22 protein-coding genes are annotated in these 25,621 nt (G+C 67.8%); 10 read left to right on the plus strand and 12 right to left on the minus strand.

What is annotated here, in order from left to right:
- From IEW34_RS09365 to IEW34_RS09375, 3 genes are read right to left on the minus strand one after another with little or no spacing between them, the layout of a single operon-like run.
- Positions 1 to 1,110: an ABC transporter permease gene (locus IEW34_RS09365; protein ID WP_188608903.1), complete on the minus strand. Its 1,110-nt coding sequence runs from the start codon at positions 1,108 to 1,110 to the stop codon at positions 1 to 3.
- Positions 1,107 to 2,708, minus strand: coding sequence for an ABC transporter ATP-binding protein (locus tag IEW34_RS09370; RefSeq protein ID WP_244641890.1), 1,602 nt, complete (start codon positions 2,706 to 2,708; stop codon positions 1,107 to 1,109). Before IEW34_RS09370 ends, IEW34_RS09365 begins: the two co-directional genes overlap by 4 nt.
- Positions 2,705 to 3,676: a BMP family protein gene (locus IEW34_RS09375; RefSeq protein ID WP_188608904.1), complete on the minus strand. Its 972-nt coding sequence runs from the start codon at positions 3,674 to 3,676 to the stop codon at positions 2,705 to 2,707. The genes IEW34_RS09370 and IEW34_RS09375 overlap by 4 nt, the downstream gene beginning before the upstream one ends.
- 283 nt (positions 3,677 to 3,959) lie before the next feature.
- Here IEW34_RS09375 and IEW34_RS09380 point away from each other — a divergent pair, with 283 nt between their 5' ends.
- From IEW34_RS09380 to IEW34_RS09405, 6 genes are all read left to right on the plus strand, one after another.
- A complete protein-coding gene (locus tag IEW34_RS09380) occupies positions 3,960 to 4,589 on the plus strand; it encodes an amidase family protein (protein WP_188608905.1) in 630 nt (209 codons plus the stop codon).
- A complete protein-coding gene (locus tag IEW34_RS09385) occupies positions 4,573 to 5,268 on the plus strand; it encodes a TetR/AcrR family transcriptional regulator (RefSeq protein ID WP_188608906.1) in 696 nt (231 codons plus the stop codon). The genes IEW34_RS09380 and IEW34_RS09385 overlap by 17 nt, the downstream gene beginning before the upstream one ends.
- A gap of 133 nt (positions 5,269 to 5,401) precedes the next feature.
- The gene (locus IEW34_RS09390) at positions 5,402 to 5,893 is read left to right on the plus strand and encodes a hypothetical protein (protein WP_188608907.1); all 492 of its coding nucleotides are present in this window, start codon (positions 5,402 to 5,404) and stop codon (positions 5,891 to 5,893) included.
- Between the two features lie 442 nt (positions 5,894 to 6,335).
- Entirely contained in the window at positions 6,336 to 6,563 is a 228-nt protein-coding gene (locus IEW34_RS09395) for a hypothetical protein (RefSeq protein ID WP_188608908.1), read from the plus strand.
- Between the two features lie 199 nt (positions 6,564 to 6,762).
- On the plus strand, positions 6,763 to 7,653 hold the full coding sequence (locus IEW34_RS09400; protein WP_188608909.1) for a cation diffusion facilitator family transporter: 891 nt from the start codon (positions 6,763 to 6,765) through the stop codon (positions 7,651 to 7,653).
- A 107-nt stretch (positions 7,654 to 7,760) separates the two neighbouring features.
- Positions 7,761 to 8,675: an MBL fold metallo-hydrolase gene (locus IEW34_RS09405; RefSeq protein ID WP_188609236.1), complete on the plus strand. Its 915-nt coding sequence runs from the start codon at positions 7,761 to 7,763 to the stop codon at positions 8,673 to 8,675.
- An 81-nt stretch (positions 8,676 to 8,756) separates the two neighbouring features.
- On the opposite strand, the gene IEW34_RS09410 is transcribed toward IEW34_RS09405, so the two are convergent.
- Complete coding sequence (locus tag IEW34_RS09410; RefSeq protein WP_244641891.1) at positions 8,757 to 9,611, minus strand: DUF1499 domain-containing protein; 855 nt, start codon at positions 9,609 to 9,611, stop codon at positions 8,757 to 8,759.
- Positions 9,580 to 11,214, minus strand: coding sequence for a long-chain-fatty-acid--CoA ligase (locus IEW34_RS09415; protein ID WP_188608910.1), 1,635 nt, complete (start codon positions 11,212 to 11,214; stop codon positions 9,580 to 9,582). The genes IEW34_RS09410 and IEW34_RS09415 overlap by 32 nt, the downstream gene beginning before the upstream one ends.
- 232 nt (positions 11,215 to 11,446) lie before the next feature.
- Here IEW34_RS09415 and IEW34_RS09420 point away from each other — a divergent pair, with 232 nt between their 5' ends.
- On the plus strand, positions 11,447 to 11,971 hold the full coding sequence (locus IEW34_RS09420; protein ID WP_188608911.1) for a MarR family winged helix-turn-helix transcriptional regulator: 525 nt from the start codon (positions 11,447 to 11,449) through the stop codon (positions 11,969 to 11,971).
- Positions 11,972 to 12,128: 157 nt separating this feature from the next.
- Here IEW34_RS09420 and IEW34_RS09425 read toward each other — a convergent pair whose 3' ends face one another.
- The gene (locus IEW34_RS09425) at positions 12,129 to 13,313 is read right to left on the minus strand and encodes a hypothetical protein (RefSeq protein ID WP_188608912.1); all 1,185 of its coding nucleotides are present in this window, start codon (positions 13,311 to 13,313) and stop codon (positions 12,129 to 12,131) included.
- Between the two features lie 187 nt (positions 13,314 to 13,500).
- Between IEW34_RS09425 and IEW34_RS09430 the strand changes: the two genes are divergently transcribed.
- Positions 13,501 to 14,430 carry a glutaminase gene (locus tag IEW34_RS09430; protein ID WP_373288195.1) on the plus strand — a complete coding sequence of 310 codons (930 nt, stop codon included), beginning with the start codon at positions 13,501 to 13,503 and terminating at the stop codon, positions 14,428 to 14,430.
- Between the two features lie 212 nt (positions 14,431 to 14,642).
- On the opposite strand, the gene IEW34_RS09435 is transcribed toward IEW34_RS09430, so the two are convergent.
- Positions 14,643 to 14,840, minus strand: coding sequence for a DUF2735 domain-containing protein (locus IEW34_RS09435; RefSeq protein ID WP_188608914.1), 198 nt, complete (start codon positions 14,838 to 14,840; stop codon positions 14,643 to 14,645).
- A gap of 482 nt (positions 14,841 to 15,322) precedes the next feature.
- On the opposite strand from IEW34_RS09435, the gene IEW34_RS09440 reads away from it, so the two are divergent.
- Positions 15,323 to 16,363: a glutamine synthetase beta-grasp domain-containing protein gene (locus IEW34_RS09440; protein ID WP_188608915.1), complete on the plus strand. Its 1,041-nt coding sequence runs from the start codon at positions 15,323 to 15,325 to the stop codon at positions 16,361 to 16,363.
- A 123-nt stretch (positions 16,364 to 16,486) separates the two neighbouring features.
- On the opposite strand, the gene IEW34_RS09445 is transcribed toward IEW34_RS09440, so the two are convergent.
- The 4 genes from IEW34_RS09445 to IEW34_RS09460 form a co-directional block, all read right to left on the minus strand.
- Entirely contained in the window at positions 16,487 to 19,687 is a 3,201-nt protein-coding gene (locus tag IEW34_RS09445) for an efflux RND transporter permease subunit (RefSeq protein WP_188608916.1), read from the minus strand.
- A gap of 13 nt (positions 19,688 to 19,700) precedes the next feature.
- On the minus strand, positions 19,701 to 20,891 hold the full coding sequence (locus tag IEW34_RS09450; protein WP_244641892.1) for an efflux RND transporter periplasmic adaptor subunit: 1,191 nt from the start codon (positions 20,889 to 20,891) through the stop codon (positions 19,701 to 19,703).
- 246 nt (positions 20,892 to 21,137) lie between these two features.
- Positions 21,138 to 23,369 (minus strand): xanthine dehydrogenase family protein molybdopterin-binding subunit, encoded by a 2,232-nt coding sequence (locus IEW34_RS09455; RefSeq protein WP_188608918.1) that lies wholly within the window; start codon positions 23,367 to 23,369, stop codon positions 21,138 to 21,140.
- A 2-nt stretch (positions 23,370 to 23,371) separates the two neighbouring features.
- Positions 23,372 to 23,848: a (2Fe-2S)-binding protein gene (locus IEW34_RS09460; RefSeq protein WP_188608919.1), complete on the minus strand. Its 477-nt coding sequence runs from the start codon at positions 23,846 to 23,848 to the stop codon at positions 23,372 to 23,374.
- Between the two features lie 219 nt (positions 23,849 to 24,067).
- Here IEW34_RS09460 and IEW34_RS09465 point away from each other — a divergent pair, with 219 nt between their 5' ends.
- Positions 24,068 to 24,397, plus strand: a complete 330-nt coding sequence (locus IEW34_RS09465) for a low affinity iron permease family protein (protein WP_188608920.1) — start codon at positions 24,068 to 24,070, stop codon at positions 24,395 to 24,397.
- 72 nt (positions 24,398 to 24,469) lie between these two features.
- Here the strand turns inward: IEW34_RS09465 and IEW34_RS09470 are convergent, their stop codons facing one another.
- Positions 24,470 to 25,603, minus strand: a complete 1,134-nt coding sequence (locus IEW34_RS09470) for a zinc-binding dehydrogenase (protein WP_188608921.1) — start codon at positions 25,601 to 25,603, stop codon at positions 24,470 to 24,472.
- Positions 25,604 to 25,621: the final 18 nt, after the last annotated feature.

Below are 25,621 nucleotides of genomic sequence, written 5' to 3' on the forward strand. Positions count from 1 at the left end.
TCAGCCCCTCGCCGGTTGCTTGCGGTCGAGCCAGAAGGCGGCGCCCGCCACGGCGACGACGATCAGGCCCTGGATCACTACGACGAGCGCGGTGGGCACGCCGGCGCTCATTTCCATGGTGATGCCGGCCGAACGCAGGAAGCCGAACAGCAGGGACGCCGCCATGACGCCGCTCACCGAACCGCGCGCCAGAAGGCCGACCACCAGACCGTCGTAGCCGTAGCCCGACGAAAAGCCGGCCTTGAGCGAATACTGGTCGCCGAGCAGCATCACGGCGCCGGCAAGACCGCCGAAGCCACCGGCGACCAGGAAAGCCAGCACCACCGTCTGTTGCGTGGAGAAGCCGGCACGCATCGCCGCGACCGGGTTGAGGCCGACGGCCTTGAGCTGGAAACCGAGGCGAGAGCGGCCGAGCACCACGGCGACGAGGATGGCGAGCCCGACGGCGATCGGCAGGCCGATGGTGACGGGCGATGCATAGTCGCCGGTCAGCAGCGGCAGTTGCGCCGCCTCCGGGATGGCCGGCGATTCCGGCAGCGTGGCCGCGGACGTCATCGGCTGGCGCAGCAGCTGTCGCGACTGCACGCACCAATAGACGAGCCATGTGGCGATGAACGAGAGGAGCAGCGTGCTGATCACCTCGTTGGTGCCGACCCGCGCCTTCAGCACGCCGGCAATGCCGCCCCAGAAGGCGCCGGCGAGCGTCGCCGCCAGCATCGGCACGATGAAGGCGAGGCCGAACGGCAGCTGCCCGACGCCCGGGGCCAGCGCCACCGCGGTCGCGGCGATACCGCCCACGGCGATCTGGCCCTCCCCGCCCACGTTGGTCAGGTTGGCGCGGTTGGCGAAGATGAATCCCAGGCCGACCAGGGCATAGACCACCGACCGGTTGAGCGAGGCCGAGATGGCGTAGGCCGAACCGAAGGCGCCGTCGACGAAAGCGCTCGCCGCCTGGCCGAGAGGCAAGCCGGTGGCGACGACCAGCAATGCGCCGCAGGCGAAGGCGCCCAGCACGGCGGCGACCGGGACGAGAAGCCCCTGCGGCACGGCAACGGCGTGCGGTCGCCACGACGGTGCGCGGGCGGGAGTGGACGTCGCCTCGGTCGTCATGTCGATTGCCCTGCCATCAGCGCGCCGATGCGCTCGCGCTCCGCCGGATCGGCCGGTCGCTCGCCGACGATGCGCCCGCGGTAGAGGACCAGCACGCGATCGGCGACGGCGATGATCTCGTCGAGCTCCGAGGAGATGAGCAGCACCGCGACGCCGCGCGCGCAGGCGTCGCGAATGAGACCGTAGACCGCCTCCACCGCTCCGACGTCGAGGCCGCGCGTCGGCTGGGCCGCGAGCAGCACCTTGAGGCCGGGCGTGGTGAGCTCGCGGCCGAGCACCGCCTTCTGCTGGTTGCCACCGGACAGGCTGCCGAATGCCACGTCCGGGCCCGCGGCACGGACGTCGAACTGCGCCATCATGGCGAGCGCGGTCTTGCGCATCTCGCCCCGTCGCAGCAGGCCGAAGCGGGTCGGCACGCGGGCCCGGTCGAGAAACAAGTTCTCGGTGAGGCTCATGTCGACGATGGCGCCCACGAGGTGCCGGTCCTCGGGGACGATGCCGACGCCGGCGGCCGTGAAGGCCTGAGGCCGGCGCCCCGTCAGATCGGCGCCGTCGACCACCACGCGCCCCTCGTCCGGCACCGCGAGCCCTGCCAGCACGGCCCCGAGCTCGCTCTGGCCGTTGCCTTCGACGCCCGCGATGCCGACGATCTCGCCCGGCCTGACCGTCACGGTCAGCGTGTCGAGGCGGATCGCGCCGTCGGCGTCCCGCACGGTGATGCCGTCGAGCTGCAGCATGTCCCGCGGCGGCAGAGTCGCGCGCCGGTGCGGCGCAGGCGCGCGCGGCGCGGCGTCCTGGGCCATGCCGAGCGTGACCATCATGGCCGGGTCGAGCCCCTCCATCGGCCGCTGGATCATGGCGCGGACCAGGGCACCGATGTCGTCGGCCGGCGCGTCCGAGGTGGCTGCGATGCGGCCTTGGCGCAGCACCGAGACACGGTCGGCGACCGTGCGGATCTCGGCCAGCTTGTGGGTGACGAGGATAACGGCGCAGCCCTGCGCCGCCACGCGGCGGACCACCGCGAGCAGGCTCCTGATCTCGTCCGGCAGCAGCACGGCCGTCGGCTCGTCGAGGATGAGCACGCGCGGCTCGCGCATGAGGCATTTGACGATCTCGACCCGCTGGCGCTCGCCGATGGAGATGTCGCCGACGCGGGCGAAGGGTGCGAGCGCCAGGCCGTAGCGGTCGGCGAGTTCACCGAGCCGGGCGGCGTAGGCCTTGCGATTCACCATGCCGCGCGCCTGGCCCAGCAGCAGATTGTCGACCACGCTCATGTCGTCGATCAGGCTGAAGTGCTGGTGCACCATGGCGACGCCGGCAGCGAGCGCGTCGCGCGGCCCCCTCGGCACGTAGGCCGCGCCGTCGAGCCTGATCTCGCCGGCATCCGGCACGTGGATGCCGAAGAGCAGGTTGCAGAGGGTGGACTTGCCGGCCCCGTTCTCGCCCAGCAGGCAATGCACCTCCCCGCCCCTGATCTCGAGATCCACGTCGGTCAGCGCCGCGAAGGCACCGAAGCGCTTGCCCACGCCGCGCAGGGCCAGCACGCCGGGGTGTCCAGACGCAACGGCTTGATCGTGCGCTGCCGCTATGGCGCTCACCCTTCCAGCACCTTGATCCGGCCCGCGAGAATGTCGGCCTTGATGGCGTCGAGCTTGGCCTTCATCTCCGGCGTGCCGGAGCAGACGACGATGTCGGATGCCTCGGGGCCCATCTTGAGGCCGAACGGCTTGTAGCCGGCGGCCCAGGTGCCAGCGACTATCTGGTCGATGGCGTAGCGCACCTGGAAGCCGACGCCGGTGATCGAATAGGCGGTGTACAGCGGATCGGTGCCGCAATAGTTGGTGTAGCTGCCGATGATGTGTGTGCCCTTCTCCTTGGCCGCCTGTTCCATGCCGCGCAGACCCAGGTTGAGGATGTGATAGTGCACGTCGGCTCCCTGAGCGATGGCCGCCAGCGTCGCTTCCTTGGATTTGGCGACGTTGTCGAAGTCACCCGTATAGTTCTCGAAGTACTTGATATCCGGATTTATGTACTTCGCACCCTTGCCGAATTCCTTGCCGGCATTGACGATTGAGGGGATCTCCATGCCGCCGACGTAGCTGACCGCCCCCGTCTTCGACAGCATCGCCGCGGCGGCGCCGGCGACGAAGGCGATCTCCGCCTGCTTGACGTCGTAGCCCGCGACATTGGGCAAGCTGTCGCCCGCGTTGCCGCCGACGATGGAGAATTTGGTCTTGGGAAAGCGTTTGGCGATCTTGAACACCGCCGCTTGCGTCTGGCCGCCGACACCGATCACCAGCTGGTTGGCGCTGGCGAGCTGGGTCAGCGCCTGCTCCATGTCGGCATAGTTGATGTTCTCGATCACCTGCACCTTGATCTTGTCGCCGTTGGCCTTCTGCGCGGCCACGAGCCCGTCGTAGCCGGACTCCATCCAGCCCTTGTCGGATTTCGAGCCGGGGATGAGGATGCCGATCTTGATCGGATCTGCGGCCAAACCCGGGGAGGCCAGAGCGACGGCGGCCAGGCTGGCGGCTGTCGCCAGGAGATTGCGGCGGGTGAGATGCATGAACGGTCCTCGCAAGCGCAGTGTGGTCGAGCGGACCGGCAGCAGCGCCGCCGGCACGCGGCCGCCGTAGCACGCGACATGCCAATACGAAGGTCGATGAATAGTTGAACGATATCAGCGCCATGATGCCGACCTGAAAAGTAAGTGTTTATTTACTGGGCACAGTGCTCCGCCGATTGCCGCAAGGAGCGGCAGAGAGCGGGCCGCATCGTGCGCGACCTGTGGAAAGGACCCATGGCAAGGGACTTGCTGTCGTCGTGTCGATGCAGCGGGCGGGATCGCCATGAGTGGTCGGGCAGACGAGGTCGACATGTCGTTCGGGATCGAGCGGAGCGCGGAGCGCGCGCGCCACGTCGGCGCGCCGGTCGCGGCAGCCGCCGATCTCGGAGCCTTCGTGGCGGGGCCCCGCGTCGCGTTGCGTCCGACGGGGTCGGGCCCTCTCGACGGGCTGACATTCGCGGTCAAGGACTTGATCGACGTGGCAGGCACCGTGACCGGTGGCGGCAATCCGGACTGGGCAGCAACGCAGGCGCCCGCCGCCCGCTCGGCACCAGTGGTCGAGCAGTTGCTCTTGGCGGGCGCGCGGCTTCGCGGCAAGAGCCTCACCGACGAGTTCGGCTTCAGCCTGGAGGGGGCCAACGCGCATTACGGTACGCCGCTCAATATCCGCGCGCCCGGCCGGCTGCCGGGGGGCTCGTCGAGCGGATCGGCGGCCGCCGTCGCCGGCGCCGTGGTGGACTTCGCCCTCGGAACGGACACCGGAGGCTCGGTGCGGGTGCCGGCCGCCTTCTGCGGACTGTTCGCCATCCGCCCCACCCACGGCCGCTCGCTGATCGGGCCTTGCGGAGCCGACGGAGCGCTGCTGGCGGCGGCGGCGCGAATTGCCAAGGAGCATCATGCGGCAGACAGCTGAGATGGCCGCACCGAGCGATCGGGGCGACGCCCCCCCACCGCCGCGGCTGCGGGCCAAGCGCGGACGAGAGGCGGTGCCGACGCGCGAGCGGCTGCTCGCGTCGGCGAAGGCGGAGTTCGCCCAGCACGGCTTCGCAGGTGCCCGCGTCGATCGCATCGTGGCCAAGGCGGGTGCCAACTCGCGCATGCTCTACCACCATTTCGGCAGCAAGCGGGAGATCTACGTCGCCGTGCTCGAGGATGCGCTGGCCGACCTGCGCCGCCATGAGCTCAAGCTCGATGTCGACCACGCCGATCCCCTCGAAGGGCTGCTGCAGCTCTTTGATTTCATGAACGACCACTTCGAATCGAACCAGGCCCTCGTCAGCCTGTTCCGCAACGAGAACGTGCTCAAGGCGCGCTTCATGAGAACATCGCCGAGGATCCGCGAGATGTCGTCTCCGGTTCTGACGATGATCGCACGTCTAATCGAGAGCGGCTGCACGCAAGGACGTCTGGCCGAGAATCTGGATCCTCTACGCATCTATGTCCTGATGCTCGCCCTGTGCCAGTTCCACCTGTCCAACATGCACACCCTGTCGTTCATCTTCGACGAGGACCTGTCGACGACGAGCTGGCGGGCGGCGCGCAAGCACGACGCCCGGCTCATGCTGAAGGCTTTCCTGCGAGCGGCGCGGTAGCCTGATCGCGACCAATAGTGCGGACGCGTGCGGCGATGCCACACGGGGCGGTTCGGTTAACCTTTCGTAAACCCGTGGCTTGTCGCGGTGATTATCGTCGGCCTATTGTCGCCGCCAGCCAAGGAGTGTGCTGATGTCTGAAGTTGAAACCAGTCCAGCCCGTGCCGTGAACCTGATTTCAGGTGCGGAGCATGCGCCGATCATAGCGTTCGACGGGGTCAGCGCCGTCGGCAGCTCCCACGGCACCTTTACCTTCGGCCTGGTGGCCGGGCGCCCGATCCCGCTCAGCAATGGCACCATCCCGAACGTCGTCGGTGCCGTCGCCTATCTCAAATGCAATGCCCATGCGCTGCAGGAATTGCGCGCCGCCATCGACGGCGCCATCGGTCTCGCCGCCAAGCAGCAGGCCAAAGCCGCGGAGCAGCAACCGGCTGCCACAGCGGCGAAGCCAGCCCCAGCCGCGACCAAGCCAGCAGCAGCGGCAGCAGCGAAGAAGGCGCCTGCCGCAGCGGCGAAAAAGGCACCCGTCGCCGCCAAGAAGGCGCCGGCGAGTAAGGCGCCGGCGACCAAGGCTCCAGCTACGACGGCCAAGGCCCGAGCGGCCCGGAAGAAGCCCGGCGCCTGAGCCTGCGCGGCAAAGGGGATCGTCCGCGCCGGGCCGCATCGCGCTCGTGGCGGCTGGCCCGCAGGGCGCCTTGGCCCTTGAGGCGGCTCGCTGGCGGCCGCATGCCTGTCGAGCAGAGGCTCGTGCGTGGCGTGCGCCACGAGCGAACCGGCGACATGAAAAGGGCCCTGCGCGGGGGGCGTGCGCAGGGCCCAGTCTCCAAGGTCTCAAGGGGTCTCGATTTCCCTTGGTGACGCATATATGTACCCGATCTGCGGAATTTGGACGTGCGCCGGCGCACATGGCGAGCAGATCGGCCGCCCCGCCCCTTACCCGGCGCAGCCCAAATGCATCGCGCGCCTAGTTTTCCGGCCGGATCGGCGGCGCCATCTCATGCCTGTCATGCACAACCGCTATCCCCTCGGCGTGACCTACCGCATCTCTCGCCCTGTATGATGCGTCCATGACGGAGCAACCGCATCACTCGCCACCCGTGGGCCGCTCGCCGCCCCCGCACGAAGAGCCCTCGGACCTGCCGCCGGATCCGGGCTTCCGAGGCCTGATCGGCATCGTGTTCGTCATCGGGTTGATCGTTCTGGCCGCAGTGCTGATCAAGCGGGCGAAAGATTCGGCGGCGCTCATGGATTGCGCGATTACCCACGCGCCAAGCTGCCGGGCGCTGGTGGATTAAGCCAGCGCGTTCCGGCTCGAGCGGCAGATGGATCCGCGGCCCGTATTGCGAATAGTTTTCACTAGCAAACAAAAGCATTGCTCCCCTGCGCCGGATGGCTATACCCAGCGCCCGGCAGCACGGGCTTCAGTATTGAGCCGGATCATCGTCGGCGCGCACGGGCAGCGCCGCCCCCGTGCGATCGTGATCGAGTGACGTCATGTCGGGAACTCTCAAGCTGGCCATCGGCAGCATCGCCGTCGGCATCGTCGTCTTCGCGCTGAAGTACCTGGCGTTCCACGTCTCGGGCAGCATCGCGCTCTATTCCGACGCGATCGAGAGCATCATTAACGTGGCAACGGCGATCGCGGCATTCTTCGCCGTGCGCCTCAGTGCCATTCCGCCGGATGCCAACCATCCCTACGGCCACCACAAGGCGGAGTATCTCTCGGCAGTGCTCGAGGGCGTGCTCATCGTGGTCGCCGCCCTGACGATCCTGCGCGAAGCCTACGTCGGGTTCCTGGCGCCCAGGCCGCTCGACGCCCCGTTCATCGGCCTGGCCATCAACGCCGGCGCCAGCGTGATCAACGCCGTGTGGTGCGCGGTGCTGTTCCGCTGGGGCAGGCGCTGGCGCTCGCCGGCGTTGCTGGCCGATGCGCGGCACCTGTGGACCGATGTCATCACCTCGGCCGGCGTTGTCGTCGGCGTCGCCCTGGTGCCGCTCACCGGGTGGCTCCAGCTCGATGCGATCTTCGCCGCCCTGGTCGCCGTCAATATCCTGTGGGCGGGCTGGAAGCTGGTGCAGGAATCCGTCGGCGGGCTGATGGACGAGGCGGCGCCGTCCGACACCCTGGAGCGCGTGCGTGCGCTGATCTCATCCCACGCCGAAGGAGCGCTCGAAGCGCATGACCTGCGCACGCGGCACGCCGGACGCGTCACCTTCATCGACTTCCACCTGGTCGTGCCCGGCACGATGACCGTTTCGGAATCCCACGCCGTGTGCGACCGCATCGAAGACGCGCTGCGCGCGGGCATTGAGGACGTGGTGGTCTCGATCCACGTGGAGCCCGAGGAGAAAGCCAAGCACCCCGGCGGCGTACCGGTCGTGTGACCGGCACGCCAGGAGAAAAATCGCCTCCGCCGCAGGCGCTGGACGATGCTTTGGCACCCATGACCGCGGCTTGCTTCTATGCCAAGGTCGCCGGCAAGGAGACGCTGATGGCAGACGAGATTCCCTTCAATCGCGAATTCGAGACCCCGCCCGGCGCGGTCGCCGAACTGACGCCGCTCGTTCGTCGGGTGCTGGCGCCCAACGAGGGACCGTTCACCTTCCGTGGCACCAACACCTACATCGTCGGGCGGGGCGAGGTCGCGATCATCGATCCCGGGCCCGAGGATGCCGGCCATACCGCGGCGCTGCTCGCAGCGGTCGCCGGCGAGCGCGTGACCCACGTGGTCATCAGCCACACCCACCGCGATCATTCCCCGGGCGCCAAAGCGCTCGTCGCCGCCACCGGCGCGGTGCTCGCCGGCTGCGGCCCGCATCGGCCCGCCCGCCCCCTCTCGGGAGAGGAGGTGACGCGCCTCGACGCCAGCGGCGATATGGACTACCGGCCCGACCTCGAGCTGGCCGACGGAGATCGCATCGACGGCCCGGGCTGGTCGCTGGTCGCGGTGGCGACGCCGGGCCACACGGCCAACCACCTGGCCTTCGCCCTGCCGCAGGAGCAGGCGCTGTTCTCGGCCGACCACGTCATGGGCTGGTCGACCACCATCGTCGCTCCGCCGGACGGCGCCATGGCCGACTACATGGCGTCCCTGGACAAGCTCAGGGCACGCGACGATGCTGTCTATTGGCCCGGCCACGGCGGCCCGGTGCGCGACCCTCAACGCTTCGTGCGCGCGCTGACAGGCCATCGCCGCCAGCGCGAGGCGGCGATCCTGGCGCGGTTGGAGGCCGGCGACACGAGCATCGACGAGATCGTGCCCAAGCTCTACGACGGCCTGGATCCGGCGCTGATCCCGGCGGCCGGCCTGTCGGTGTACGCCCACCTGGAGGATCTGGTGGAGCGCGGCAAGGTCGCGGCGACCGACGGCCTGCCAACGCTGAGGAGCCACTACCGTCCGACGTGAGCCGGATAAGCGCCATGGTGGTTGGCTGGCCGGGTCAAGCCGGCCAGCCTTCAGCGTTCAGCCAAGACGCGCGGAAGCGGCTCACGAAGCGTCCTCCGCCACCTCCTCGGAAACGGCGTCGAGGAAGGTCTGGACGCGGTCGGCGTTGGTGCCCAGATCGTGAGCGCCGAAGCGTGAGACCGAGCGCACGTCGATGCGGGTGCCATCGGCCGTGGCGCGGATGCGCACGGTCACGTCCTCCGGCAGGTTCAGCAGCGGCGTGTGGGCAATCGCCTCCAGCCGCCCCTGCCCCATGCGTCCGCCGGGCTTCTGGCCCTCGACTATCTGCCAGCCCAGACCTTCGGCGGCGCTGCGCACGGTCTCGTAGGCTTGCCCCGGCGCCACATCCAGGTAGAGCGGCGCCACAAGCGGATAGGCCGCTGCTTGTGCGGCGCGCCGCTCCGGCGCCAGTTCCGGCGGGATGAAGCCGCCGCGAGCGGCCAGCGCTACGCGCGACCGGGAGAACTCCGGCGGGCTGTCGATATCGGTCGTCACATCGTTGAGCTGCGGCAGGGTGACCGCCTTGATGCCCAGCATGGCCGGCCAGGCGAGGATGAGCAGGGCCAGCACAAAGCCCCAGACGGCGCTGCCGGCGCCGCGCTGCCCCTCGGCCCAGATCGCGACGAAGGCGGCGACGGCCAGCGCAATGGCCGCCAGCACGAGGAACAGGCCCGCCCCGATGACGGCGAAGCCCGCGCTGGTCTCCACTTTGCCGAAGCGCAGCAGAGCCACGCCGATCGCCGTCACCACGCCCCCGAACCAGGCGAGCCGCGGGCTCCACAGGGCGAAGCCGCTGAACGGCTCGACGACCGTCAGACGCTGCAAGGCGCGCCCCGACCGACGGCCGATGCCGAACAGCGGGCCATCAGGCCGCTGCGTCGGGTAGACGATACGCACCGAACTGCTCGCGCAATTGCATCTTCTGGATCTTGCCGGTGGCCGTGTGCGGGATCGCGTCGACGAAGACGACGTCGTCCGGCATCCACCACTTGGCGATCTTGCCCTGCATGAAATCCAGGATGTCGGCGCGCGTCGGCGAGCGCCCTTCCTTGGGGATGATGATCAGCAGCGGCCGCTCATCCCACTTGGGGTGAGAGATGCCGATCACCGCCGCCTCCGCCACGTCCGGGTGGCCGACGGCGAGGTTCTCGATATCGATCGACGAAATCCATTCGCCGCCGGACTTGATCACGTCCTTGGCCCGGTCGGTGATCTGCATGGCGCCGTAGGGGTCGATGGTGGCCACATCGCCGGTGTCGAAAAAGCCGTCCGCATCGAGGATCTCGCCGCCCTCGCCACGGAAGTAGGCGCTCGCGACGGCCATGCCGCGCACTTTGAGGCGACCGAACGTCTTGCCATCCCAGGGCAGCGGGTTGTCGGCATCGTCGGTGATCTTCATCTCGACGCCGAACGGCGCCGAGCCCTGCTTGGCCTTGAGGTCGAGCAGGGCATCATGGGCGAGCGCCCCATAGTCGGGTTTGATCGACGAGATGCTGCCGACCGGGCTCATTTCGGTCATGCCCCACGCGTGGGCAACGCTCACGCCATACTGGTTCTCGAAGGCGTCGATCATGGCGCGCGGGCAGGCCGAGCCGCCGATCAGCACATGCTTCAGCGAGGAGAGCCTCAGCCCGGTCTTCTCCATGTGCTGCAAAAGCATCAGCCAGACCGTGGGCACGGCTGCGGTCACCGTCACCTGTTCGCTTTCCAGCAGCTCATAGACCGAGGCGCCGTCGAGTTTCATGCCGGGCATCACCATCTTCGCTCCGGACATGGGGCCGGAGAAGGCGAGCGACCAGCTGTTGGCATGGAACAGCGGCACGATCGGCAGCACACAGTCGTTGACCGAGAGGTTGAAGGCGTCCGGGGTGACACACATCATGGCGTGCAGCACGTTGGAGCGGTGCGAATAGACCACGCCCTTCGGATTGCCGGTGGTGCCGGAGGTGTAGCACATGCCGGCGGCCGCGGTTTCCTCCAGAGCCACCCAGCTGAAGTCGCCGTCGGCCTCGGCGAGCCAGTCCTCGTACGCCACCGCCCCGCGCAGCCGGGTCTGCGGCATATGGGCGGCATCGGTCAGCACGATAAAGCGCGTGATCGTCGGCAGCCGATCCTGCAGCTTCTCGATCGTCGCGACGAAGGTGAGATCGACGAACAGCAGCTTATCTTCGGCGTGGTTGGCGATATAGACGATCTGCTCCTCGAACAGCCGCGGATTGATCGTGTGGTAGACGGCGCCGGCGCCGGTGATGCCGTACCACGTCTCGAGGTGGCGGGCCGTGTTCCAGGCGAGAGTCGCCACCCGGTCGCCGGGGCGGATACCCTCCCGCGCCAGCCGTTGCGCCACCTTGAGCGCCCGATTGCGGATCTCGGCGTAGGTCGTGCGGTGAATCGGGCCCTCGATCGAGCGGGTCACGACCTCGCGAGCGCCGTGCTGGATCGCCGCGTGGTCGATGACCCGGTGAATCAGCAGCGGCCAATCCTGCATCATGCCTTGCATGGAAACCTCCCCTCCGCACAGCGGACCGTGGCCGGACCATAGCGGCAGCCTGCGAGACCTGCCAAGCGATTCTACACCGTTTTTCCGCGCGTTGTCCCAAGCTTCTCAACAGGTTGTCAGATCCGCCGGGCTGGCCGGGGCATCGCCGCGACGTGCGGGTTTGCACCTGCCTCCGGGGTTTGCGATAGTTTGCATCTAAACGATCATCCTTCACCGCCGCACGAGACCGCCCATGGCCCTGGAGGGCGCTTCCAGACACGACCGCCGCGCCGCCGATACGGCCCCCAAGCCGCTGGCGGCACCGGACGCGCTGCGCGTCTGGCTGCGCTTCGTGCGGCTGAATCGTCGGCTGCACGGCGCCATGACCGCCGAGCTCAAGGCCGCTCGGCTCTCCATCTCGCAGTTCGATCTGCTGTCGACGCTGAGCGAAGCCGAGGGGTTGAGTCAGCAGGATCTGGCCGACCGGCTTTACGTCACCAAGGGCAACGTCTCCGGCCTCGTCGACCGCCTGGTGGCCAGCGGCCTGGTGGAGCGCCGCCCGCTGGCCGGGGACCGGCGCTCGCACGCGCTATGCCTGACGGCGTTGGGCCGGGAGACGGTCGGGCGCGGCCTCGCCATCCAGCGCACCTACGTGTCACGCACCCTGGGGGCGCTGGCCCCGGCCGATATTGCCGCGCTCGATCGCGTGCTCGGCGCCTGGCGTGACCGCCTGAGGCAAGATGGCAGCGGGAGCGGACGCAAGTCCAAGGGTGGCTGAGGCAGGCCTCCGGGCGCGCCGCGTCGGCTCGCGGCGCAGGGCCGTAACGGCCGCGACCGGCTCGTGCGTGATCCCAGAAAGTGGATGCCGATGTCGGACAAGATCATGCTCAGGAGAAAGGCTTAGAGCGGCATGATTCGAAGAAAAATCATCCGCTCTAAGCCGCGATCACGCCGAGCTCGCGCAGCGTTTCCCCCAGGTGGCCCATGCGCGTCACGACCGCCTTCTTGTCGGGCCACGCCGTTTGAGCTTCCAGGCGCAGTTGCATAGCGCGCTCGAAGCTGCCGAGCAGGGCAAACAGCTTGCGCTGATGGCGTTCCGCCTGGCCGCTGTGCCTTTGACAAAACACGCTGTAGCGGCGGGTCTGACCGAGCGCGTAGACGAGGCTCGGGATCTCGACGACGGTGACGGGCGAGGCGAGGCTGCCATCGGCGCGAGCAAGGAAGCCGGTGCGGAAGGCCTTCGCGCCCCTCGCCCGGACGATGCGCTGCTCGATATGCAGGCCGCAGGCATCGAGCAGTTCCGCGAGACGCTTGCAGTCCTCCTCGTAGCAGGTCATGTCCGCGGGTGGCAGCACGCCGATGTAGCGGTCGATCGCGACCTGCATCCGGGTGGCGGGTCCGCCGGGGTCGGTCTTCGACGGCGGCCTCTCCACATGGCACGGCCCGGAGAAAAAGCCCTTCTCGCCGACAAACTGGCCGACTGCGCCCATGTAGTACGCCGCCGCCAGGCCCTCCGGGCCCGCGCTGTCGACGATCGGCCTCCGGAAATGGTCGCTGGCGGCGCGGCTCGTGTAGGCATCGAGCGCGGTAGCGGCTTCGACGAAGCGCTGGCGCGGCAGGACCGTATCCCGGACCGCGACGAACGGCGCAATGAAATCCCTCAGCGCCTCCTCCAGCCGCAGGCCGAATTTGTGCTCGACCAGCTTGTAGCGCCCCCTGGTGCGACCGGGATTGACGGCAAACCCCGGCACGACCTTGAGATCCTTGCCGTAGAACGGAAGCTCGCGCCCAGGCGTGACGAGGATATGGGGCACGCCGAGCGCGTGCAGCATGCCGATTTCGTAGGCGGCATCCGCCTCGCGGTCGCCGAGGTTCACCACGACCAGATCGGCGTCCTCGATGCCGCCGACGACGGTGGCGACCGGCGCGCCCGTGCCGTGGGCCTGTAGCCTGGATACGTTGAACGCCTCACCCGGAAAGGCGCCCGCCAGCCGGCGGGTGATATCGACGACAGCCTTCTTGAGCACCCGTGTCGGTACGAGATCCGCTTCGTCCTTTTCACCCGTCGGGCCAAGGATCACAATCTCGATCGGCTCCTGACGAAGTCTCGATTCAAGCATCGGCACGTCCCCCGCAATCGATTCCCAAGAACTAAAGCGGACGCGGAATTATTGCAATGCAGCGAAAAGCGGGAGCATCTCAAGTCCGCCCGGTGGGAGACTGGGCCGGCCGGCTGCGTCGCTGGCCTGGGATCTGCCTGAGATCTGGCGCTCCCGTATTCCCACCCCAGACAAAATGAGCAAGCCCGTGCCCGATCTTGACCGCGTCGTGAAGGAAATCGCCGAGGAGATGCGCGCGCGCGCCGATCGCGGCGCGGTCGCCAGCTATATCCCGGAGCTGGCCCGGGTCGACGCAGGCGCCTTCGGCCTCGCCGTCGTGGACGCCGATGGCCACGTCGCGGCGGGCGGCGATGCCGACACGCCGTTCTCGATCCAGAGCATCTCCAAGGTCTTCACGCTCACCCTGGCGCTCGGCAAGTTCGGCGACCGCGTGTGGCAGCGGGTCGGCCGCGAGCCCTCGGGAAGCCCCTTCAATTCCATCGTCCAGCTCGAGCGCGAGCGCGGCATCCCGCGCAACCCCTTCATCAACGCCGGCGCCATCGCCATCACCGACCTGATCCTGTCGGGCCATCAACCGCGCGAGGTGCTGGGCGAGATCCTCCGCTTCCTGCAGTTCCTCGCCGGCGACCCATCGATTTCCATCGACGAAGCGGTGGCGGCGTCCGAGCAGCGCACCGGCTTCCGCAACGCAGCTCTGGCCAACTACATGAAGTCATTCGGGGTGATGGACAATCCGGTAGACTTTACGCTCGGCGTCTACTTCCATCACTGCGCCATCGCCATGTCGTGCCGGCAGTTGGCCATGGCCGGACGCTTCCTTGCCCTATCCGGCCGAAACCCGGCAACCGGCCATGCGGTGGTGCAAGCCGAGCGGGCCAAGCGCATCAACGCCATCATGCTGACCTGTGGCCACTATGACGGGTCCGGCGAGTTCGCCTATCGCGTCGGCTTGCCCGGCAAGAGCGGCGTCGGCGGCGGGATCCTGGCGATCGCGCCCGGCAAGGCCTCCATCGCCGTGTGGTCGCCAGGCCTGGACGCGGCCGGCAACTCCCATCTCGGGCGCGTCGCGCTCGAAGCGCTGACCAAGCGGTTGGGCTGGTCGGTCTTCGGCGCCTGACAGTCACCGTGGATCGATCCGACAGGGATGAGTTCTGCGTCGTAGCGATGGGCGGCGATCACAGCGCTCGTCGCTTCGCTTGAATTGCGACGCCCGCGGTCTGGCCGGCGAAGTCAGCCGTCCACGTCAGCGTCCGGCTTCATGAGCGACGATGGCTGGGCGCAACCGGGGTCCGTCCAGCCGAATGGCCATCGAGCATGCGCATGGTCCGCTCAGCTCTTGCGGCTGCGGTCAGCCTCTTGCATGGCCGCCTCGTGATACCAGCCGCTGCCCGCTGCAATCGCCGGCGTGGACGCGGGGGTCGGCTCGGCCGCGCTGCGTGTCTCGTCGCGGCGACGGGCGAGCACCGCCCGCCCCCCGAGGGGGAACTGGTAGATCTGCGCCGAGGGGCGCTCGAAACCGGTAGTCATTAGCCTGCCTCTCTCACTGGGAATTCGGGCGCTGCGGCTCCGTGCACAACAACCCTAGCAGCGGCAACTATGTTCTGCAGCAGGCTTATGCAACGAGCCTTACTCAATTTCGCCGAATGAATACATTATGTGCAGCTCATTTCTTGCATATTTGAAAAGCATCCGCTCCAGAATCGCGTTTTTCTGCTTGTTCTGAGCGCAGCGTCCTGCATTTGAACGACAAATATGCAGTATGCCTAATTGATAGGCTGAAAGACCGCCCTCACAACGCCGGGCCGCGGCGCGCACACCGCGTAGCCCGGCCCAGATCAACGGTCTATGCCGGAACGGCCAATGCGAAGCCGTTGTTCCGCCGCGCCCGGCGCAAGGCTGGCACGCTCCATGCTTGCGAGGCGGCAGGTCGGCGGCCGGCGTGCGCCTTGGGGCCGAGCGCACATCGGGACGTCCATCACACTTCGCTTACACGTACGAGAGAACCGCAGATGACGAAATACAAGCTCGAGTATATCTGGCTGGACGGCTATACGCCCGTCCCCAATCTGCGCGGGAAAACGCAGATCAAGGAATACGGTAGCTTCCCGACGCTCGAGCAACTGCCGCTGTGGGGCTTCGATGGCAGCTCCACGCAGCAGGCGGAGGGGCGCAGCTCCGACTGCGTGCTGAAGCCGGTCCGCGTGTTCCCCGACAGCCAGCGCACCAACGGTGTTCTCGTCATGTGCGAGGTGATGATGCCCGACGGCGTCACCCCGCACCCCTCCAACAAGCGCGCCACCATCCTCGACGACGAGGGCGCCTGGTTCGGCTTCGAGCAGGAGTACTTCTTCTACAAGAACGGCCGCCCGCTCGGCTTTCCCGAGAGTGGCTACCCGGCGCCGCAGGGCCCCTATTACACCGGCGTCGGCTACAGCAAGGTCGGCGACGTGGCGCGCCAGATCGTCGAGGAGCACCTCGACGCCTGCCTCGCCTCCGGCATCAACCACGAAGGGATCAACGCCGAGGTGGCCAAGGGCCAGTGGGAGTTCCAGATCTTCGGCAAGGGCTCCAAGCGTGCCGCCGACGAGATGTGGATGGCCCGCTACCTCCTGGAGCGGCTCGCCGAAAAGTACGGGGTCGACATCGAGTGGCACTGCAAGCCGCTGGGCGACACCGATTGGAACGGCTCGGGCATGCACTGCAACTTCTCGACGAAGTTCATGCGCGAAGTCGGCGGCAAAGCCTATTTCGAAGCTTTGATGGGCGCCTTCGAAACGAACCTCGAGGACCATATCTCGGTCTACGGGCCGGACAACCACATGCGCCTCACCGGCAAGCACGAGACGGCTCCGTGGAACAAGTTCTCCTACGGCGTGGCCGACCGCGGCGCCTCGATCCGCGTGCCCCATAGCTTCATCAAGAACGACTACAAGGGCTACCTGGAAGACCGCCGGCCGAACTCACAGGGCGACCCGTACCAGATCGCCTCGCAGGTGCTGAAGACCATTGCGACGGTGCCGACCGACGCCAAGGACGCGGCTGCGGCGTAAGCCCCTTCAGCGTTTCTCTCGGCGCACGGAGCCCGGAGCGATCCGGGCTCCTTTCTTTTTCATCGGTCCCAGAGCCAACCGAGCCCGCTCTCGGCCCCGCTGGGGTGTCCGCACCGGGACGGCTCAGGCGCCGGTCGGGCCCGTCGTCTCGCTCGGTCGCGGCTGCCTCGCTGCCGTCAGGGTCGATCCGCCGGCCTTGCGCAGGACGAGCAGGCGGATCGTGACGTAGAAGACCGGCGTCAGGAACAGGCCGAAGAACGTCACGCCCAGCATGCCCGAGAACACCGCGACGCCGAGCGCCTGCCGCATCTCGGCGCCCGGGCCGGTCGCGATGGCGAGCGGCACGACGCCCAGGATGAAGGCGAACGCCGTCATGAGGATCGGCCGCAGCCGCAGGCGGCAGGCCTCCACGACAGCCTCGACCGGCCCGACGCCGTCGCGCGCCTCGATATCGCGGGCGAACTCGACGATGAGGATGGCGTTCTTGGCCGCGAGCCCAACGAGCACGACAAGGCCGATCTGGGTGAGGATGTTGTTGTCCTGCCCGCGGATCATCACGCCGATGAGGGCTGACAGCACGCTCATCGGCACGATCAGGATGATAGCGAAGGGCAGCGACCAACTCTCGTATTGGGCCGCCAGCACGAGGAAGACGAACAGCACGGACAGCCCGAAGATGAAGATCGCGAGATTTCCGGTTCCGCGCTCCTGGAAGGCCAGTTCGGTCCAATCGTAGCCGATCCCGGGAGGGAGCGTCGCCTTGGCCAAGGTCTCGACCGTGTCGAGCGCGGCGCCGGACGACACTCCCGTCGCCGGCGTACCTTGCAGCGGCACCGACGTGTACATGTTGTAGTGCTGCACCAGATCGGGGCCCGACACCTCCTTGACCTCGACGAGCGTGCCGAGGGGTACGAGCGCCCCCGTCGCCGAACGCACGCGCAGCCGGTTGATATCCTCCTGGTCCAGGCGGAAGCGCTGGTCGGCCTGGGCCCGGACCTGGTAGACGCGGCCAAATGCGTTGAAGTCGTTCACATACGCAGTGCCGAGGTTGTTCTGCAGCGTTTGGAAGATGTTGCCGACCGGCACGTTCAGCATCCGGGCCTTCTGACGGTCGAGCGCCAGGAAGATCTGCGGCGTTGCCGCCGAGAACGTCGTGAATACGCCCGCCAGGTTCTTGTCGGCCCGGGCCCGGCCCATCAGGTCGTAGGTGGCGGCCAGGACGCGCTCGACCTCGGCACCGTTGCGCTCCTGGAGCTGCAGCTTAAAGCCGCCGGCGTTGCCGATGCCGCGGACTGGCGGCGGCGGAATGGCGATGATGAAGGCCTCTTCGATCTCCTGCATCCGGCCGAAGATATCCTTGATGATCTTGTCCGCCGTCAGCCCCTCCTTGACGCGCTCATCGAACGGCTTGAAGGGCAGGAAGACGGCGGCCGCGTTGGTGGCGTTGGTGAAGGTCGCGCCGGAGAAGCCCGCGAAAGCGACCGCATTGGCCACCCCGGGGGTCTTGAGCGCGATCTCCTGGACGCGCTTGGTCACCGCGTCGGTGCGAGCCAGCGAGGCGCCGTCGGGGAGCTGAATGACGGTGATCGCGTAGCCCTGGTCCAGCGTCGGGATGAAGCCGCGCGGCACGGCGTTGGCGATCCACACCGTCCCGGCGAGCAGCCCGACATAGATGGGCAGCACGATGAGCTTGCGCCGCACAACCACGCCGACGGCCTTGGCGTAGCCCGACGAGGTGCGGTCGAAGCCGCGGTTGAATAGATCCGCGCCCCGGCCGAGAAATCCGAAGAGCCCACGTCGGCGCGTTTGGCGATGCTCGTGACCCTTCAGCAGGATGGCGCCGAGCGCTGGTGACAACGTCAGCGAGACGAAGCAGGAGATGAGCGTCGACACCGCGATCGTCAACGCGAACTGGCGATAGAACTGCCCGGTGATGCCGGGGATGAAGGCCGTCGGGATGAACACCGCGGCCAGCACGAGCGCGATGGCCAGCACGGCCGAGCCCACCTCGTCCATGGTTTTGTGGGCGGCGTCGCGCGGCGACAACCCCTCGGCGATGTTGCGTTCGATGTTCTCGACCACGACGATCGCATCGTCGACCACGATGCCGATCGCCAGAACGAGGCCGAACAGGGTGAGGTTGTTCAAGGTGAAGCCGAGCGCCGCGAGCGCGGCAAAGGTGCCGATCAGCGAGACCGGAATGGCGATGATCGGAATGATCGCCGTTCGCCACGACTGCAGGAAGACGATGACCACGATGACCACGAGCGCCAGCGCTTCGTAGAGCGTCTTGTAGACCTCGCGCACGGATTCCGCGATGAACTCCGTCGGATTGTACACGACGGTGTAGTCGAGACCGCGCGGAAACTCCTGCTTGAGCTGCCGCATCTTGGCGTTGATCTGCTCGGCCGCCTGCAGCGCATTGGTGTTTGGCCGCTGGAAGATCGCCAGCGCCACCGCCGGCTTCCCGCTCAAGTAGGAATTGGTGAAATAATCCTGGGCACCGAGCTCGACGCGCCCGATATCGCGCAGGCGCACGAGCCTGCCGTCGTCGGTCGCGCGCACGATGATACCGGCGAACTCGCGAGGGTCCTGGAAGCGGCCCTGCGTCGTCACCGTGAGCTGGAAGGCGAGGCTGTTTGGCGCCGGCTCCTGGCCCAGGGCGCCGCCGGAGACCTGGACGTTCTGCTCCTGCACGGCGGCGACCACGTCGCTCGAGGTCATGCCGAACGCCGCGAGCTTGTCGGGATCGAGCCAGATCCGCATCGAATACTGCCGCTCGCCGAAGATGGAGATGTCGCCGACCCCGTCCAGCCGGAGCAGTTCGTCGCGCACGTTGTTGCGGGCATAGTTCGAGACGTAGAGCTGGTCGAAGGTCTCGTCGGGCGAGAGCATGTGCACGACCATCATCAGGTCCGGCGAGGCCTTCAGCGTGGTGATGCCGAGGCGCGTCACGTCCTGTGGCAGGCGCGGGGTGGCGATCGCCACCCGGTTCTGGGTCAGCACTTGCGCCTTGTCGAGGTCGGTGCCCAGCTTGAACGTGACGGTGAGTTGCATGTTGCCGTCGCTGGTCGAGTAGGAGGACATGTAGATCATGTCCTCGACGCCGTTGATCTGCTGCTCGAGGGGCGTCGCGACCGTCGCCGCCACGGTCTTGGCGTCGGCACCGGGATAGCTCGCCCGGACGACGATCGTCGGCGGGGCGATCTCCGGATATTGCGACACCGGCAGCGTCAGGTAGGAAATCGCGCCCACGAGCATGATGACGATGGCGAGAACGCTGGCGAAGATCGGCCGCTCGATGAAGGCGTGGGTAAAGCCCATGATGCGTCTCCGCTCAGTTCGACGGCTCGCGACTCGCCGGCAACTCAGTCATTTTTGGCGAGACCTGCGTGCCCGGCCGCGCCCGCGCCAGGCCGTTGACCACGATCACGTCGTCCGGCCCCAGGCCATCGCGGATGACGCGGTAGCCATCGATGCGGGGGCCGGTGCGCACGGGCTTGGTCACGATCTTGTTCTCGGCGCCGATGGTGTAGACGATGCGCCGGCTCTGGTCGGAGCCGAGCGCCTCATCCGGGATCAGCACGGCCTTGTAGGGCCGCGATCCGGGAACCCGGACGCGTCCGAAGAGCCCCGGGGTGAGGGCCAGATCCTTGTTGTCGAAGACCGCCCGCCCGCGCACCGTGCCGCTCTGCTGGTCGAGACGGATGTCGACGAAGTCGATCCTGCCCTTGCGCGTGCCGTTGTCCTCGCCGGTGAGCGAGACCGTGACGGTCGCGTCGCGGGGCGCCGGTCGTCCGGGCTCGCTGGCGAAGTCCTGCAGGTAGGCGAGATAGGAGCGCTCGTCGACATCGAAGTAGAACTGGATCGGGTCCAGCGAGATCATCGTGCTCAGCAGCGTCTCGTTGGCGTTGATCAAGTTGCCGGCGGACACGAACCGGCGCGAGATCCGGCCGGAGAACGGCGCCCGGATCTGGGCATAGTCGAGGTCGAGCTTGGCCCTGTCGATCGCCGCGTTGGCGCTGTCGAGATCACCCTGGGCCGTGAGGAGCGCCTGTCGTCGCTGGTCGGCCAGCTGCTCGGTGATGTTGCCGGACTGGCGCAGATTGGCGGCGCGCTCCAGGTCGGTCTTAGCAAACTGGACCCGCGCCGTGGCGGACGCCGCGGCCGCCTGGGCAGAGCGCAGCGCCGTCTGATAGGGGCGCGGGTCGATGCTGAAGAGCAGGTCACCCGCCTTGACGAGGGCTCCGTCCTGGAAATGCACCTTGTCCAGGTAGCCCGACACGCGAGCCCGCAGGTCGACCGTGTCGACCGCCTCGAAGCGACCGATGAAATCGTCGCGCTCGACGATCTGCTTCACCACCGGCTTGGCGACCGACACGACCGGCGGCGGGGGGGCGGTCGATTGCGCCGCCGCGCCGGCGATCGAGGCCAGGAAGCCGAGCGCCGCAACGCAGCAGGTGCTGGGCTGAGAGCGTTTTCGAGCGAATTGGACGCCGGTTCGCGTGAAGAAAACGCGCCAATTCAAACGGACAAAGTATTTCCGCGATTCGAAGAAACGCGGAAATACTCTAGCGTGGGTGGAATTGCAGGCCATCGATCCGGTCTCCTCGCATATCCACCGTCGAGCGGAGAAACTTAGCCCGCGCGGCAGGCCTCACGCCACCCGTCCCGGCGCGGGCCTGCAATGGCAGGTGTCGCCGGAGCAGGCATTGCTATCGAGAAAGAGATGAGGGAAGAGGCGGCGTGCTGGCCGCCTCTGCCGGCCCGTCGCTCACGTCGCGGCGAGCTGGCGCCCGTCGATAGGCAGCTTGCGCAGCCGCTTGCCCGTCGCGGCGTAGATGGCGTTGACGAGCGCCGGCGCGATGCCCGACGTGCCGGGCTCGCCGATCCCGCCCGGCTCCTCCAGACTGGACACGATGTGCACCTCGATCGCCGGCACCTCGTTGATGCGCAGAGCCTGGTAGTTGTCGAAATTGCTCTGCTCGACGCGCCCGTTCTTCAGGGTGATCTCGCCGTAGAGTGCGGCAGTGAGACCGTACACGATGCCCCCCTCCATCTGGGCCCGCACCGTGTCCGGATTGATGGTGATGCCGCAGTCGACGGCGCAGACGACACGAGACACCCGGACCTCGCCCTTGGGCGAGACGTCGACCTCGGCCACCTGGGCGACATAGGTGCCGAAGCCGAAGAGGAGCGCGACGCCGCGGCCTCTGCCCTTCGGCATCGGCGCGCCCCAGCCCGCCTTCTCGGCCACGAGATCGAGCACGGCCCGCGCCCGAGGCTGCCTGGCGAGCAGCGCGCGCCTGTAGTCGATCGGCTCCCGACCCGCGGCCTGGGCGAGCTCGTCGATGAAGCTCTCCACCATGAAAGCGTTGTGGGTGACGCCGACGCCGCGCCACCAGCCGGTGAGCAGCCCCGCCGGTGGCTCCCGGCGCACGTAGTCCACCAGCAGGTTGTCGAAATCGTAGGGGCCGGCGGCGCCGTCCACCGCGTCCGCATCGAGCCCGTCCTTGAAGTAGGCGGGAACCCAGCGGGCCATGATGGAGGAGCCCGTGACGCGGTGGTGAAAAGCGCTCGGGCGTCCGCCGGCATCGAGGCCGGCCTTCAGGCGGTCCACGTAGTACGGCCTGTAGATGTCGTGCTGGATGTCCTCCTCGCGGCTCCAGACGACCTTGACAGGGGCGTCCACCTGCTTGGCGATCTGCACGGCCTGGGTGACGAAATCGATCTCAAGGCGTCGGCCGAAGCCGCCGCCGAGCAGATGGTTGTGCACGGCGATGCGCTCGGGCGGCAGGCCGGTCACGTCGGCCGCGGTGGCTCGGGCACGGGAGACCACCTGGCTCCCGACCCAGAGGTCGCAGGCATCCTTGCGCAGATGCACCGTGCAGTTCATGGGCTCCATGGTCGTGTGCGCCAGGAACGGCAGCTCGTACACCGCCTCGACGGTCTTCGCCGCGGCGGCCATCGCCGCGTCCACGTCGCCCTTGCGCTCGGCCACCACGCCGCTCTGCGTGGTCGCCGCCTGCAACGTCGCCACCACATCGGCCGTGCCGACCTTCGCGTTGGCGCCCTCGTCCCAGACGATGGCGAGCGCCGCCAGGCCCTTGCGGGCCGCGCCCATGTGATCGGCGACCACCGCCACCGCATCCTCGAGGCGCACGATCTGGCGCACCCCCTTGACGGCCTTGGCGGCCGTGTCGTCGACCGAGCGCAGCTTGCCCCCGATCACCGGCGAGGCGGCCACCGTCGCGATCAGCAGGCCCGGCAGCCGCACGTCGATGCCGAACTGGGCGCGGCCGGTGGTCTTGTCCGCCACGTCCAGGCGCCTGGCCGATGTGCCGATGAGCTTGAACGACTTGGGATCCTTCAGCTTCACGTCGGTCGGCACCGCCACGGCCGCCGCTGTCGCGACCAGTTCGCCGTAGGGCGCCCGGCGGCCGCTGGCATCGTGCACGACGACGCCCTTCTCGGCCCGGCAGCTTGCCGGATCGACGCCCCAGGTCTTGGCGGCCCCCGCGATCAGCATCTCGCGCGCCGTGGCGCCTGCGACGCGCAGGGGCTTGAAGAAGCCGCGCACCGAGGTCGATCCGCCGGTGACCTGGAAGCCGATCAGCGGGTTGCCGTAGAGCTTGTCGTCCGCCGGGGCGGCCGCGAGCTTGACCTGGCTCAGCTCCACCTCGAGCTCCTCGGCGATGAGCATCGGCATCGAGGTGTAGGTGCCCTGCCCCATCTCGACCTGCGGCATGGTCAGCGTGACGGTGCCCGCCGGGTCGATGCGGACGAAGCCGCTGGGCATGAACGGCGGTCCCGCCGCCGCCGCGGGTGCCGGCGCCGGCGCCGGCGCCGGCCGCGCCGTAGCGCCGGCATCGGCCTGCACCACCTTGGCGATCGACGGGATGCCGAAAACCACGAACAGCGCGCCGCCGGCGCCCACGCCGGCCCTGATGATGTCGCGCCGCGTCGGGACCTGCTCTCCGGCCTTGTTGCCTGCGGTCTGTGCCATGATCAGCCCCCCGTCCGGCCGCTGCCGCCGGCAGCAGCCCGCTTGATACCTTCGCGGATGCGCACGTAGGTGCCGCAGCGGCAGATGTTGCCCGACATGGCATCGTCGATGTCGGTATCCGTCGGACGCGGATTGGCGGCCAGCAGGGCGGCCGCGGACATGATCTGGCCCGACTGGCAATAGCCGCATTGCGGCACCTCCAGATCGATCCAGGCCTGCTGGATGCGCTGCCCGGCCGGTGTGCGGCCGATGGCCTCGATCGTCGTGATCTCCCCCGTGCCGACGCTGTCGACGGTGGTGATGCAGGAGCGGACCGGCTGGCCGTCGAGATGCACGGTGCAGGCACCGCACAGCGCCATGCCGCACCCGAACTTGGTGCCCATCATGCCGAGCACGTCGCGCAGCACCCACAGCAGCGGGGTATCGTCGTCGACGTCCACCGTCTGACTCCGGCCGTTGATCTTGAGGGTATAGGCCATCGTGTCCTCCGGGAGCCAGGGCCCGACGCCGCGCGGCGGATCGGTCGGTCCATTCCTACGAATGCGTCCAATTATAAGGTAGCGCAAACGCAGCCGTGGAATAACACCTAGGTATGGCTGAGGGTCTCTCGGAGATTGCTTGGAATCCGCGGAAGCTGCCGTGGACCGTCGCTTGCCCCGGCCTTTCGGAACCTTTTTCCGGTCCGGCCGTTCGGTGGCATGGCCGACCATCCGATCCGCTATATCGCCACCCGACTGGGCGTCCTGACGGCGAGCCCCTGGGCGTTCGTGGTGCTCGGCCTCTACGGCGCCATCTGGCTCGCCGTCGCACCCGAGAGCCATGAATGGCATGCCGTCGCGACGTTCATCACATTGGCGATGACCTTGGTGATCCAGCGCGCCGAGCACCGCGATACCCAGGCCCTGCACGCCAAGCTGGACGAATTGCTGCACAGCAGCCAGAAATCCAGCAACCGCCTCACGCACATCGACGAACGCGAGCCCGAAGACATTGAGGCCCACCGCGACCACGCCCGGGCCGGCGATTGAGCGCACAGGCACCGGGGCGGCCGCGGCCGTCCCGGGTTGCTCGCACGTGGGTTTACCGGCGCTTGCCGGCGCTCATTCCTTGTTCGGGTTGATCAGGTACTTCTCACCGGTCGCCCGCTTGGCATACGCTGCGATGACGTCGGGCTTCAGCGCCTCGGTCAGGGAGATCTCCGCGGTATAGTGGCTGGCGAAGGTGGTATGGAGCTCGGCTACCACCCGGTCCCTGAGACGCTTGTTGGCCTCCGGCCCGATCTTCATCAGGAAGTACGTGAGCAGCCAGCCGCCGACGCCCCAGGCCATGCCGACGCTGCGGTCGATCTCGCTCGGCCGTACATCGAGCGCACCGTAGATGTAGACCTGCTTGTGCGTGGTCGAGCCGTAGCGGCTGTAGGCGCCGGCCTTGCGGTTCAGCGCCGCTTCCATGGCGACGAGGATCTGGCCGGCGAGCTTGCCGCCACCGATGGCATCGAAGGCGATGGTGGCGCCGGTGGCGGCGATCGCCTCGGTCAGCTCCGCCGCGAAGTCCGGTGAGGTCGAATCCAGCACATAAGTGGCGCCGAGGTCCTTCAGGATCTTCGCCTGCTCGGCGCTGCGCACGATGTTGACGAGGCCGATGCCGTCCTTCTTGCAGATCTTAACCAGCATCTGCCCGAGATTGGAGGCGGCGGCGGTATGGACCAGCGCCGTGTGGCCCTCCATCCGCATGGTCTCGGTCATGCCGAGCGAGGTCAGCGGGTTGACGAAGCAGGAGGCGCCGGCCGCGGCCGTGGTACCCTCCGGCAACACGAGGCAATCGGCGGCCTTGATCAGGCGATGTTGCGCGTACATGGCGCCACCGAGCATGGCCACGGTGCGGCCGACCAGAGGCTCGGCGCCGGAACCGGCGGCGATGACGACGCCGGCCCCCTCGTTGCCCACCGCCATCGACTGATCGAGTCGGGCCCCGAGTCCGCCTAAGCGCTGGGCCGGCACCTTGGCCGTCACCTTCGGATGCGTAGCCGTGCCGCCGCCGCGGATCGTGGCGACATCCGCCGGGCCGAGCAGCAGGCCGAGATCGGACGGATTGATCGGCGAGGCTTCGACCCGCACCAGCACCTCCCCGGCAGCGGGCGTCGGCACCGGCACATCGACCAGCGATAGGTCGAGCTCGCCGTCCCTGCTGATCCGCGAGCGCAGCTCGAGCCCCGTCGTTGCGGTGGTCGCCATGACAATCCTCCCCAGTTG

Source organism: Chelatococcus reniformis (assembly GCF_014640075.1).
Taxonomy (GTDB): Bacteria; Pseudomonadota; Alphaproteobacteria; order Rhizobiales; family Beijerinckiaceae; genus Camelimonas; species Camelimonas reniformis.